The following is a 12,416-nucleotide window of genomic DNA, read 5'->3' as shown; positions in this document are numbered from 1 at the left end:
CCCCCCGATGCCCGCGATCACCGTTGACAACGTCCTCGTCCTGCCCCGCCTGCCCCAGCTCGACGAGTCCACCAGCTTCCGCAAGGTCCGCACGGTGACCACCGCGCCCAGCGGCTTCGAGGGCGAGGGCTTCCCGGTCCGCCGGGCCTTCGCCGGGGTGTCGACGACCGACCTTGACCCGTTCATCCACCTCGACCAGATGGGCGAGGTGGACTACGCGCCGGGCGAGCCCAAGGGCACCCCGTGGCACCCGCACCGCGGCTTCGAGACCGTCACCTACATCATCGACGGCGTCTTCGACCACCAGGACTCGCAGGGCGGCGGCGGCACCATCACCGACGGCGACACCCAGTGGATGACGGCCGGCAGCGGCCTGCTGCACATCGAGGCGCCGCCGGAGCACCTGGTGCTCAGCGGCGGGCTCTTCCACGGCACGCAGCTCTGGGTCAACCTGCCCCGCGCGGCGAAGATGAACCCGCCCCGCTACCAGGACATCCGGGGCCGGGAGTCGGCCCTGCTCACCACGCCCGACGGCGGCGCGCTGATCCGGGTCATCGCCGGTGAGGTGGCCGGGCACCGGGGCCCGGGGTCGACGTTCACGCCGATCACCATCACCCACGTCACCGTGCAGCCGGGCGCGCAGGTCGACCTGCCCTGGAACCCCGACTTCAACGCGCTGGTGTACGTGCTCGGCGGGCGCGGCACCGTCGGCGCCGAGCGCCGGCCGGTCCGCACCGGTCAGCTCGCGGTGCACGGTCCGGGCGACGCGCTGCGCATCAGCGCGGACCCCACGCAGGACAGCAACACGCCGGCGCTGGACCTCTACATCATGGGCGGTCAGCCCATCCGGGAGCCGGTGGCCCAGTACGGCCCGTTCGTCATGAACACCCGCGACGAGCTGCTCCAGGCGTTCGAGGACTTCAAGGCCGGCCGGCTCGGCGTCATCCCCACCGAGCGGGTGCCGCACACCGACGGCCAGGGCCCGCGTCCCTGACCCGGACCGACCGCTGAACCCGGCGCCGGCGCCCCCGGTCCCCGGGGCGCCGGCGCCGCCTCACGAGACCGCGAAAATCCCCGCGACGCCCAGAATCACCATCAGCAACACCGCTACCAGCGCACCCCGTTCGCTCTCCACCGCCGGCTCGCGGTACTCGGTCACGGGGTTCGTCGTCTCGCGGGGCATGGTGTGGCCTCCTCGGCTGTTGTCACGTGCTCGCGTTGGGCGTCATCCAGGTCACCGGTCGGTCGGCCTGGCATGCGGACCCGCGTCGGGGGTCCTACCGTGAGGACGTTGTCGACCTCCGGGGGGCTGGACGTTGCCGTTACAGGACTGGTTCCTCACCGCACAGGAACGCGCCAACCCGGTCTCTGGGTTACCCGTCTGGACCAGGGGAAACCTCGCCGAGCCGTTGATTCACGGCGCGGCGTACTTCGACCGGCTGGTCGAGGAGGTGGAGGCGCTGACCGCCGGTGACCACCTCTTCTTCACCGACTGGCGGGGCGACCCGGACCAGCGGTTGCGCCCCGACGGCCCCACCGTGGCCCAGCTCTTCGCCCAGGCCGCGCAGCGCGGCGTGGTGGTCAAGGGGCTGATCTGGCGCTCACACCTCGACGCGATGGCCTACAGCGAGGCGGAGAACCGCAACCTCAGTGAGACGGTCTCCGCGGCCGGCGGCGAGGTGCTGCTCGACCAGCGGGTCCGCCGCGGCGGCTCGCACCACCAGAAGCTGGTGGTGTTGCGGCACCCGAACGCCCCGGAGCGGGACATCGCGTTCGCCGGCGGGATCGACCTGTGCCACAGCCGGCGCGACGACGCCGCGCACGGCGGCGACCCGCAGGCGGTGCAGATGTCCTCCCGGTACGGGTCGAACCCGCCCTGGCACGACGTGCAGCTCGCGGTGCGCGGCCCGGTGGTCGGCGCGCTGGACACCCTGTTCCGGGAGCGCTGGACCGACCCGATGCCGCTGGACTCGGAGAATCCGATGGCGTACGCGCGGGACCGGCTGCGCGGCGCGGACCTGCGACCGGACCCGCTGCCGGAGCAGCCCGCCGACCCGCCCGAGTGCGGGCCGCACCAGATCCAGGTGCTGCGCACCTACCCCGCCGTCCGGCCGCGCTACTCCTTCGCGCCCGACGGCGAGCGGACTGTGGCCCGGGGCTACACCAAGGCGGTCCACCGCGCGCGACGGCTCATCTACCTGGAGGACCAGTACCTCTGGTCGACCGAGGTGGCCAACCTGTTCGCCCAGGCGCTGCGGGAGAATCCCGAGCTGCACCTGGTCGCCGTGGTGCCCCGGCACCCGGACGTGGACGGCCGGCTGGCCCTGCCACCCAACATGGTCGGCCGGGAGCAGGCGCTGTCGCTGTGCGAGCGCGCCGCGCCGGACCGGGTGCACGTGTTCGACGTGGAGAACCACGCCGGCACCCCGGTGTACGTGCACGCGAAGGTCTGCGTGGTCGACGACGTCTGGGCCAGCGTCGGCAGCGACAACTTCAACCGCCGTTCCTGGACGCACGACAGCGAGTTGTCCTGCGCGGTGCTCGACGACACGCGCGACGAGCGGACCCCCACCGACCCGGCGGGTCTCGGCGACGGAGCCCGCGTCTACGCCCGGGACCTGCGGCTGCGGCTCTGGCGCGAGCACCTGGACCGGGACCCGGACGGCGCGGACGACGCCGACCTGCTCGACCCGGCCGACGCCGTGGCGGCCATCACGGCCGCGGCCGACGAACTGCAACTGTGGTACGACGGCGGCCAGGTCGGCGATCGTCCACCCGGCCGGCTGCGCCCGCACCGCCCCGAGCGGCTGCCCTGGTACACCCGCACGTGGGCGCTGCCGGTGTACCGGCTGGTCTACGACCCCGACGGCAGGCCGCTGCGAGCCAGGCTGGCCGGCACCTGGTGAGTCTGCCGGGCCGGCTCGGGAGGGCCGGCCGCGCCGGGGTGCACGGTCAGTCCGCCGGGGTAGGCGAACGAGGAGCGCGGCGAGAAGTAGCCGAAGCCGATGGTCAGCGGGTTGGCGGGGCGCAGCGCGTACATCGGGTGTCGGGGTTGCAGGAACTCCACCGACTCGATCTCGAACGGCGCGACCGGCTCGGCCACGAACGGGTAGACCGAGCTGAGCAGTTGGCCGTCGCGGCACGTGAAGTAGCGGTGGTGGCCGCTGCTGATCACGTGGCCGGTCTCCCCCACCCGACACCGGGCGCGGATCAGCGGCGCACCCTCCGCCTCGGTCTCGGAGAGCAGCGCCTCGCCGCTCACCTCGATCCTGGTCCGGCCGGCGAGCACCGGGGCGCCCCGCGCCGCGGCGTACTCGCGGACCAGTCGGCTGGAGGCCACGTAGTGGGTCCACCAGCCGCCCGGGTTGAGCCCGCCGGGCGCGTCCACGCCCGCGAGTGAGACGCCGAGGTACGTCAACGAGTAGGCGCCGAAGCCGGAGGTCTGCGTCTCGTCCTCGACGACGTACTGGTTGAGGAACACCTGCCGATCCGCGCGGGGGCGCAGCCCGGCGGGGACGAGGGCGGCGACCGCGTCGGGATCCGCCGGCAACCAGCTGAAGTACAGGGTGCGACTGTTCACGACGAGCTGGGGAGCGGCTGGATCGAGCATGGTGCCTCCGAACCGGGTGTCTACCAGCGACGCTACGGCCGGTCCCGCCGACGGGACAACGACGGATAGTCGACAGTGCTGCCCAGTTGTCGGATTTCATGTTGACCGGTCGGCGGGGGATGCGACACCGACCGGTCGGGCCGGATGGGATGACCGGGTGCCGCAGGATCGCCCGTTAAACGGGTAAGAGACCTCACAAACTCTTCGCCAGCCGCCACTTTTGGGCGTTTTGTGGTCCGACGCGCCTTAAGTACATCAACCTTTCGGCTAGATTTCCGGGAGCCGATCAGGCTAAGGTGAGTCCCGAACGGCCCATTCGAAGCTAAACCAAAGCGTCACGTCTTTTTGTCCGCGGACGAGGTGCAGGGAGGACCACCCATGACCGCGCCAACGATCACCGAGCAGGCGAGCACCACCGCTGCCGAGCAGACGAGCACCACCAAGCTGGACCCGCGGGCGCTCACCGACAGCGCCGCCGACCTGCTCAACGCCATGGCCGCACTGCCCGCCAACCACCCGTCGCGCGCCGCTCTGCGGGACCGCGCGATCGAGGCCTGGCTGCCGCTGGCCAACCACCTCGCCCACCGCTACAGCGGGCGGGGCGAGCCGACCGACGACCTGGCGCAGACCGCCGCCGTCGGCCTCATCAAGGCCATCGACAAGTTCGACCCGTCCCGCGGTGTCGACTTCGCCGGCTACGCGATCCCCACCATCATCGGCGAGCTCAAGCGGCACTTCCGCGACCGCACCTGGGACATCCGGGTGCCGCGTCGCCTCCAGGAGCTGCGACTGGCCATCTCCGACGCCAACAGCTCGCTGCTGCAGACCCTCGGCCGCTCGCCGACGGTCGCCGACATCGCCGCCCACCTCAAGCTCACCGAGGAAGAGGTCCTGGAAGGCCTGGAGGGCGCCCGCGCGTACAACGCGGTGTCGCTGTCCACCCCGACCGGCGACGGCGACCGGGCCACCGAGCTGGGTGACATGCTCGGCGGCGAGGACAACGAGTTCGAGCTGGCCGAGCTGCGGGTCGCCCTCGGCCCCGCGCTGGCCACGCTCGACGAGCGTGAGCAGAAGATCCTCACCCTGCGGTTCTACGGCAACCTGACCCAGTCGCAGATCGCCGACCAGATCGGCGTTTCGCAGATGCACGTCTCCCGGCTGCTGGCCCGGGCGCTGACCAAGCTGCGCGGCCAGCTCGACGGCACGTACTAGGCACCACACGACGAAGGGCCGGGTCAGCGTGGACCCGGCCCTTCGTCGTGCGTCGGGACCGGCGCACCGGCCGGGCCGCTCCCCCCGAGGGGCAGCGGCCCGGCCGGCCCCGTCAGCGGCCTGCGGGCTCCCGCCACATCGGCCAGAACGGCGTGCCGTCGGGCACCCGGAAGGGCTCGCCGGCCCGGTAACCGTGCCGCGCGTACAGGTCCCGGCTGCGCGGGCTGCTCGCCTCCAGGTAGGCCGGCATGGCGTTGGCGTCCAGCCAGGCGTGGTGGTGCCTCATCAGCGCGGTGCCCAACCCCTGTCCCTGCCGTCCCAACTGCACGGCCAGGAAGGCCATGTGGTGATGGTCCGGGTGCGGGTGGTTCGCCGCGAACAACTCGTCGAGATGCTGGAACCGGTCGGTCCACTCGCCGCAGGCCGCGGCGAGCCGGGCGTCGTAGTCCGGCGGCGGCGGGGCCGGCTCACCGACCGACGGCAACCAGACCGCGACACCGGCCCGGTCCGCGGTGGCGTGCACGAACCCGTGCCGCATCGCGTGGTCGACCAGGATCTCGAAGTCCCCGGCCAGCACGGCCTCGCGCTTGCTCGCGTCGGGGACCAGCCAGGAGGTCACCTCCAGGGCGATGAACGCCTCGGCGATCCGGTTGGCGACCAGCTCCGTGTCCTGCGGCCCGAGCCGTTCGATGGGCAGGCTCATCGGGACACCTCCGCGGCGGTCGGCGTCGTCGCCTGCTGCTCCCCCGACCGCACGGCCGCCGCGGCGCTCGCCGCGCCGAGACCGATCCGGGCGTACGTGTCCGGGCGGTTGTTACGCAGCAGCAACGCCCAGGCGACGCCCAGCGCGGCCGCCACCGGGTAGACGGCGGGCAGTGCCCAGCGCAGGTTGGAGTCGGGTGCGACGCCGAGCAGGTTGGCGAAGTTCGACACGGCCAACCAGATGATCACGACGAGCGCGATGGTGGCCAGGCCGGGCGCGATGGCCCGCCGCCAGAGCGTCTCGTCACCGCCGAAGCGGGCGAAGTAGGCGATCACCGCCACCGAGGTGGTGGCGATCAACAGCAACACGCCGAAGCCGCCGCTGGTGCCGACCCAGAAGAACAGCTTGACCACCGGGTCCCAGCCGTTGACGGTGTAGAGCAGGATGACCAGCAGGCCGAGGGCGCTCTGTGCCAGCGACGCGGCCCGCGGCGAGCCGGTCCGCGGCGAGGTCTGCCCGAACACCGCCGGCAGCACCCGCTCCCGGCCCAACGCGAACGTGTAGCGGGCCGTGGTGTTGTGGAAGGAGATCATCGCGGCCAGCAGCGAGGTCAGGAAGAGCACCTGGCCGATGGTGACGGCGGTGTCCCCGAGCTGGGCGCCGGCCAGGTTGAAGATCAGCCCGACGCTCTGCTCACCGGCCTCGGCGACGATCTTGTCCGGGCCGACCGCGACGGTCATGGTCCAGGAGGAGAGCGCGTACAGCGCGGCGACGATCGCCACCGAGAGGTAGGTGGCGAGTGGCACCGTCCGCTTCGGGTCCTTGCTCTCCTCGCTGAACACGACGGCGGACTCGAAGCCGACGAAGCCGAGGATGGCCAGCACCAGCACCGCGCCCACCCCGGGCACGAAGAGGTTGTCCGGCGAGAACCCGGCGAAGCTGACCTCGCCGCCGGCCGGGTTGCCGAGCTGGCCCAGGTCGAAGATCAGGACCACGACGATCTCGGCGACCAGCAGCGCCGCCAGCACCAGGCCGTTGATGTCCACGCGGAGCAGGCCGAGCAGGCCGACCAGCGCCCAAGCCACCAGGGCGACGATCGACCAGTGCGGGTGCCCGCCGAAGATCCGGTCGAGCACCGGCTCGGCCGCGACGCCGATGGTGCCGTAGAGCCCGACCTGGAGCGCGTTGTACGCGATCAGCGCCACCCAGGCGGCGCCGACACCTGCCGGTCGGCCGAGGCCCCGGGAGATGTAGGCGTAGAAGGCGCCGGCGTTCTCGACCCGGCGGGACATCGCCACGTAGCCGACCGAGAACAGGGCGAGCACCGCGGCGACCACGAGGAAGGCCAGCGGGATGCCGGTCACGCCGATGACGCCGTAGCCGGTGGTGACGACGCCGGCCACCACGGTCAGCGGCGCGGCTGCGGACAGGACGAAGAAGATGACCGAGGGGACGCCGAGGCGTCCCCTCGCGAGGGCTTCGGAGACGTTGCTGGGTCGGTCGACTGTCGATGTCGATGGCATACGACTACTCCGGTTGTCGAGGGGAGGGGTTGGGGTTACCGGGGGGATCAGGGGATGCCGCGCAGCACGGCTGCGCCGACGGCGGCCTCGGTGTGCCCGACAAGCTCCTTCAGGGGCGCCGGCAGCGCGGGGATGAGAACGCTGAGCCGGTGGTGGGCGCGGGGGCCGGCGCTCCACAGCACCTCGCGGGTCAGTCCGGCGGCCACGACCAGGCCGAGCAGCAGCGCGTCCGGCACGCTCGGCGGGTCGGGGCGTTCCAGCAGGGCCCGCAGCCGGGTGGCCGGCCAGGCCACGGCGTTGAGGTCGATCGGCAGGTAGCTGACCGAGGTGCGCAGCAGCCGCCGGCTCTCCTGGCGGCGCAGCACCCCGGCGCGGGCGAGTCGCTCGCCCACCGAGGTCGTCGCGCTCTGCGCCAGAAAGCTGAGCCAGACGTTGACCTCCCGGTGCTGCGACTCACCGATCAACTGGTCGAGCACGGTGTGCGCCAGCGCGTCGGCGGGTGGGCGCCGGTCGATGACGGTGACCTGTCCACCGGAGACGGTGATGTGCCCGTAGAGGGTCAGCTCACCGAGGAGGCCGGCGGCGAGGCCGAGGCCGGTCGCCGCGGGGTGGAGCTTGGCCTTGCCGCGGGTGTCGTTGTGGGCGATGAGGAAGAACTCGTCGGCGATGAGCAAACGGTCCTCCCGCTCAGCTGTGTCCACAGTGTCTGCGCCCGGAAAAGGATGCACCGACAGCTACTGCAACGCAACTCCCAGATTTGAAAGTTGCACTCCGTGCTGGCGCGACCTGCGGATCTTGTCGTGACAGACTCGGACGGTGACCGCCGCTTCCACCATCCGGCCCACCGCCAGCCCCACCGTGCGCCGTCGGCGCATCGCTCGCGAGCTCCGCCAGCTCCGGGAACGGGCGGGCATGACCCTCGACGTGGCGGCCCGTCAACTCGACATGTCCAAGAGCAACCTGTCCCGGATCGAGAACGCGCAGATCGGCATCAAGCCCCGCGACGTGCGGGCGGCGCTCGCCCTGTACCAGGTCACCGGCGCGGACGCCGAGGCACTGATCGAGATCGCCCGGGGCGCGCAGCAACGCGGCTGGTGGCAGAACTACAGCGACGTGCTGCCGGAGTGGTTCGAGTTCTACGTCGGACTGGAGGCCGAGGCGGCGACGCTGCGCACGTACGAGGCCGAGTCGGTGCCCGGGCTGCTGCAGACCGAGGCGTATGCCCGGGCGATCTTTCGCCGCACCGCCGGCGAGGACGGCCTGGAGCGCAAGGTCGCGGCCCGGCTGCGCCGCCAGGAGGTGCTGCACTGCGACGACCCGGTCGAATTGTCGGTGGTCCTCAACGAGGCCGTGCTGTTGCGCCCGGTCGGTGGCCCCGCCGTGATGGCCGAGCAACTGGCCCACATGAGCCACATCGCACAGTTACCCAATGTGACAATTCAGGTACTGCCGTTCGCGGCCGGCGAGCATCCGGCGATGACCACCCCGTACGTGATCCTCAACTTCGCCGACGCCGCCGACGCGTCAGTGGTTTACCTGGATAACCTGACGATGGGCCTGGCTCTGGAGGATGCCGATCATGTGCTCGGGTATAGCCTTCTGCACGAGGAGCTGTGCCGGATGGCACTCGATCCGGGGGCGTCGCTGACCCACCTCAAGGAGGCTTCTCGTAACTTTGCGTGACCGCGTCTGCGGCACGCCGACGCAGACGAGAGGTACCACGGATGACGGCGCTCGACCTGACCCGGGCGGACTGGCGCACCAGCACGCGCAGCAGTGGCAACGGCAACTGCGTGGAGGTCGCGACAGTCGACGGTCGGATCGCCGTCCGGGACAGCAAGGACCGCTCCGGCCCGGTGCTCGCGTTCGGCTCGGCCGCCTGGCGGTCGTTCCTGCACGGTCTCGGCGAGGTCCGCCGGGGCTGAGTCTCCGGCACCGGTGCGAGACTGGGCCGTGCTCTCCGACGTAACAGTGGACCTGCCGGTCCGTCCGGCGTTGCCGGCGCTGCTGACCGCGCTCGACGCGGCCGGCGCCGCGGTCCTGGTGGCCCCGCCGGGCACCGGCAAGACCACTCTCGCGCCGTTGGCGGTGGCCGACCGGGTCGACGGCCGGGTGGTGATCGCCCAACCCCGACGGGTGGCGGCGCGTGCCGCGGCCCGGCGGATGGCCGAACTGCTCGGCGAGCGCGTCGGCGACCGGGTCGGCTACGCGGTACGCGGCGAGCGTCGGGTCGGTCCGGCCACCCGGATCGAGGTGGTCACCACCGGCCTGCTGGTCCGCCGGCTGCACCACGACCCGGAGCTGCCCGGCACGGGTGCGGTGCTGCTCGACGAGTGTCACGAGCGGCAGCTCGACGCCGATCTCGCACTGGCGTTCACGGTGGAGGCCCGAGCCACCCTCCGGCCGGACCTGTGGCTGCTCGCGATGTCCGCCACGCCGGACACCGACCGGTTCGCCGCGCTGCTGGGCGGGACCACCGCCGCACCGGTGGTCCGGGCCGAGTCGGCGCTGCACCCGGTACGGCGGATCTGGGCGCCGCCGGCGCGGCCGGTCGCGCCGTCGGGGGCCGGGCCGGTGGACCGTGCCCTGCTCGACCACGTGGCCGCCACGGTCCGGCGGGCGCTGCGCGAGCACGACGGCGACGTGCTGGTGTTCCTCCCCGGGGCCGGTGAGATCGCCGCGGTCGCCGGCCGGCTCGGCGACCTGCGGGACACCGTCGACCTCCTGCCGTTGCACGGTCGCCAGCGCGCCGCCGAGCAGGACGCGGCCCTGCGACCCCGCGGCCCGGACGGCCGGCGGCGCGTGGTGCTGTCCACCGCGCTGGCCGAGACGAGCCTCACCATGCCGGGCGTACGGGTGGTGGTGGACGCCGGACTCTCCCGGGTGCCCCGCATCGATCTGGCCCGTGGGCTGGGCGCGCTGATCACCGTGCCGGTCTCGCGGGCCGCCGCCACCCAGCGGGCCGGCCGGGCCGGCCGGGAGGCCCCGGGGTACGTCTACCGCTGCTGGTCCGAGGCGACCCACGAGCGGCTGCCCGCCCGGCCGGAGCCGGAGATCGCGACGGCGGACCTGACCGGGTTCGCGTTGGAGCTGGCCGCCTGGGGACGCCCGGACGGCGTCGGGCTGGCGCTGCCCGATCCGCCGCCGGCCGCGGCGATGGCGGTGGCCCGGGACACCCTCGAGACGCTGGGCGCGGTCGATCCGACGGGCCGGATCACCGGGCGGGGCCGGGTGATCGCCTCGGCCGGGGCGCACCCGCGACTGGCCCGTGCGCTGCTCGACGGCGCCGGTCGGGTCGGCGCGGACCGCGCCGCCGAGGTGGTGGCCCTGCTCGCCGAGGAGAGCGCGGCCGGCCCGGGCGACGACCTGGTGGCCGGCTGGCGTCGGCTACGCGCCGGGACCGACGCGGGCGCCACAGCCCGCTGGCGCACCGAGGTACGCCGGTTACGCGCCGCGCTGCCCGCCGGTGGGCGGGCCGCCTCGGGCGGACTCACCGACGATCTCGCCGCGGGGCTGCTGGTCGGCCTCGCGTACCCGGAGCGGCTGGCCCGGGTGCGCAGCGCGGGCGGGTCCGCGTACCTCATGACGGGCGGGACCGCCGCGGAGCTGGCGGTCGGGTCGGGGCTGGCCGGGTCCGACTGGCTCGCGGTGGCCGTCGCGGACCGCCGCCCCGGCACGCCGTCGGCGCGGATCCGCCGGGCCACCCCCCTGGACGAGGCGACCGCCCGGGAGGCCGCCGGCCCGCTGCTGTCCACGCGCCGCGAGGTGGGCTGGTCCGACGGGGACGTGGTCGCCCGTGAGGTGACCCGGCTGGGCGCGATCGAGCTGGTGGCGCGGCGGCTGGACCGCCCGGACCGGGCGGAGGTGGCGGCGGCGCTGCTGACCGGCCTGCGCCAGGAGGGGCTGGGGCTGCTGCCGTGGACGCCTGCGGCACGGGGGCTGCGCGAGCGGATGGCGTTCTGCCGGCACCACCTCGGCGACGAGTGGCCCGACGTCGGCGACGAGGCGCTGCTCGCGGCCGCGCCGACGTGGCTGGGGCCGGAACTGGCCGCCGCCCGCCGACGCGCCGACCTGAGCCGGGTGGACGTGACGTCGGCGCTACGCCGGCTGCTGCCATGGGCGCAGGCCGCGCGCCTCGACGAGCTCGCGCCGGAACGCATCGAGGTGCCCAGCGGCTCGCGGATCCGGGTGGACTACGCCGACCCGGCGGCACCGGTGCTGGCGGTCAAGCTCCAGGAGACGTTCGGCTGGCCGGCCGCCCCGCGCATCGGAGGCGGCCGGGTGCCGGTGCTGCTGCACCTGCTCTCCCCCGCCGGCCGACCGGTGGCGGTCACCGCGGATCTCGCCTCGTTCTGGCGTACCGGCTATGCGCAGGTCCGCTCGGAGCTGCGCGGTCGCTATCCCCGCCATCCGTGGCCGGAGGACCCGGGCACGGCGACGCCCACCCGGCGTGCCGCGCCGCGTCGGCGCTGAGGAGGGCTACTCCTCGACGACGTCGGCCACCACCACTGTGACGTTGTCCGGCCCGCCGGCGTGCAGCGCCAGGTCGATCAGCTTGCCGGCGCAGGCGGACCGGTCCGGGTAGCCGGTGAGCACCTCCGCCAGGGTGTCCGGGCGGACGACGTTGGAGAGGCCGTCGCTGCACAGCAGCCAGCGGTCGCCGGCCCGGGGCACCATCGTCGCGTACGACGGTGAGACGTCCTCGCCCTGCAACGCCTGGGTGACGACAGCCCGGCGCGGGTGGCTGCTCGCCTGGTCCGCGGTGATGACGCCCTGGTCGACGAGCATCTGGACGAAGGTGTCGTCGCGGGTGACCTGCTTGAGCACACCCTCGCGGAACAGGTAGGCCCGCGAGTCACCGACGTGGGCGAGGGCCAGGCAGCTGCCGGTACGCGCGAAGAGCAGGGCGGTCAGCGTGGTGCCCATGCCCTGGCGCTCGGGGTCGTCGGCGACCGCCTGCCGGATGCGGGCGGTGGCCAGCGCGATGCCGTCCTGCAGGGCCGCCACCAGAGCGTCCTCGGGTGTCTCCACGTCCAGCGGAGCGACCGCGTCGATGGTGAGCGAGCTGGCCAGGTCACCGGCGGCCATTCCGCCCATGCCGTCGGCGACGGCGACGAGCCAGGTGCCGGCGTGCAGGGCGTCCTGGTTTCCGCTGCGGATCAGCCCACGGTCGCTCGTTCCCACGGAACGCAGCTTCAGGGTCATGGGAGGCAGCCTGCCAGGCGAAGGGCGCAGTTGTCTCTAGGAGATCAGGACGACGGGGCGTGGCGCGGTCAATCTCACGTTGCCCGGCCGACGCGACGACGGTGCGCGACCGGACCGGCCGCCCTCGTCGCGCGCCAGAACCCATCCAGTCAGATCAATTGAC

At 73.1% G+C, this 12,416-nt stretch carries 12 protein-coding genes; 6 read left to right on the top strand and 6 right to left on the bottom strand.

All coding sequences use genetic code 11. The annotated features are described in order from the left end of the window. Positions 1 to 7: 7 nt before the first annotated feature. Entirely contained in the window at positions 8 to 994 is a 987-nt protein-coding gene (locus tag AB0B97_RS26685; RefSeq protein ID WP_357497442.1) for a pirin family protein, read from the top strand. 60 nt (positions 995 to 1,054) lie between these two features. Here the strand turns inward: AB0B97_RS26685 and AB0B97_RS26680 are convergent, their stop codons facing one another. Continuing rightward, entirely contained in the window at positions 1,055 to 1,183 is a 129-nt protein-coding gene (locus AB0B97_RS26680; RefSeq protein ID WP_255787601.1) for a hypothetical protein, read from the bottom strand. A gap of 133 nt (positions 1,184 to 1,316) precedes the next feature. On the opposite strand from AB0B97_RS26680, the gene AB0B97_RS26675 reads away from it, so the two are divergent. After that, positions 1,317 to 2,906, top strand: a complete 1,590-nt coding sequence (locus AB0B97_RS26675; protein ID WP_357497440.1) for a phospholipase D-like domain-containing protein — start codon at positions 1,317 to 1,319, stop codon at positions 2,904 to 2,906. Here AB0B97_RS26675 and AB0B97_RS26670 read toward each other — a convergent pair. Beyond that, positions 2,855 to 3,610 carry a hypothetical protein gene (locus tag AB0B97_RS26670; protein ID WP_234588390.1) on the bottom strand — a complete coding sequence of 252 codons (756 nt, stop codon included), beginning with the start codon at positions 3,608 to 3,610 and terminating at the stop codon, positions 2,855 to 2,857. The two genes, AB0B97_RS26675 and AB0B97_RS26670, sit on opposite strands and share 52 nt — an antisense overlap. A 378-nt stretch (positions 3,611 to 3,988) precedes the next feature. On the opposite strand from AB0B97_RS26670, the gene AB0B97_RS26665 reads away from it, so the two are divergent. Beyond that, positions 3,989 to 4,822: a SigB/SigF/SigG family RNA polymerase sigma factor gene (locus AB0B97_RS26665; protein ID WP_007458025.1), complete on the top strand. Its 834-nt coding sequence runs from the start codon at positions 3,989 to 3,991 to the stop codon at positions 4,820 to 4,822. Positions 4,823 to 4,934: 112 nt separating this feature from the next. Here AB0B97_RS26665 and AB0B97_RS26660 read toward each other — a convergent pair whose 3' ends face one another. Genes AB0B97_RS26660 through AB0B97_RS26650 form a run of 3 tightly spaced genes read right to left on the bottom strand, consistent with a single transcriptional unit; the run spans position 4,935 to position 7,722 of the window. Next, complete coding sequence (locus tag AB0B97_RS26660; RefSeq protein ID WP_357497438.1) at positions 4,935 to 5,525, bottom strand: GNAT family N-acetyltransferase; 591 nt, start codon at positions 5,523 to 5,525, stop codon at positions 4,935 to 4,937. After that, positions 5,522 to 7,048 (bottom strand): APC family permease, encoded by a 1,527-nt coding sequence (locus tag AB0B97_RS26655; RefSeq protein ID WP_357497435.1) that lies wholly within the window; start codon positions 7,046 to 7,048, stop codon positions 5,522 to 5,524. The genes AB0B97_RS26660 and AB0B97_RS26655 overlap by 4 nt, the downstream gene beginning before the upstream one ends. Positions 7,049 to 7,095: 47 nt before the next feature. Continuing rightward, positions 7,096 to 7,722: a GPP34 family phosphoprotein gene (locus AB0B97_RS26650; protein WP_234588405.1), complete on the bottom strand. Its 627-nt coding sequence runs from the start codon at positions 7,720 to 7,722 to the stop codon at positions 7,096 to 7,098. 184 nt (positions 7,723 to 7,906) lie between these two features. Between AB0B97_RS26650 and AB0B97_RS26645 the strand changes: the two genes are divergently transcribed. Genes AB0B97_RS26645 through hrpB form a run of 3 tightly spaced genes read left to right on the top strand, consistent with a single transcriptional unit; the run spans position 7,907 to position 11,521 of the window. Beyond that, positions 7,907 to 8,731 carry a helix-turn-helix transcriptional regulator gene (locus AB0B97_RS26645; RefSeq protein WP_357497799.1) on the top strand — a complete coding sequence of 275 codons (825 nt, stop codon included), beginning with the start codon at positions 7,907 to 7,909 and terminating at the stop codon, positions 8,729 to 8,731. Between the two features lie 41 nt (positions 8,732 to 8,772). Beyond that, entirely contained in the window at positions 8,773 to 8,973 is a 201-nt protein-coding gene (locus tag AB0B97_RS26640) for a DUF397 domain-containing protein (protein ID WP_357497433.1), read from the top strand. Positions 8,974 to 9,001: 28 nt separating this feature from the next. Next, positions 9,002 to 11,521 carry an ATP-dependent helicase HrpB gene (gene hrpB / locus AB0B97_RS26635; protein WP_357497431.1) on the top strand — a complete coding sequence of 840 codons (2,520 nt, stop codon included), beginning with the start codon at positions 9,002 to 9,004 and terminating at the stop codon, positions 11,519 to 11,521. 6 nt (positions 11,522 to 11,527) lie between these two features. Here hrpB and AB0B97_RS26630 read toward each other — a convergent pair whose 3' ends face one another. Further along, a complete protein-coding gene (locus AB0B97_RS26630; protein WP_234587811.1) occupies positions 11,528 to 12,253 on the bottom strand; it encodes a protein phosphatase 2C domain-containing protein in 726 nt (241 codons plus the stop codon). Positions 12,254 to 12,416: the final 163 nt, after the last annotated feature.

It is taken from the genome of Micromonospora sp. NPDC049004 (assembly GCF_040649315.1).
GTDB lineage: Bacteria > Actinomycetota > Actinomycetes > Mycobacteriales > Micromonosporaceae > Micromonospora.
Note: the sequence above shows the minus strand (reverse complement) of the source record. Positions and strands in the feature narration are given on the sequence as shown.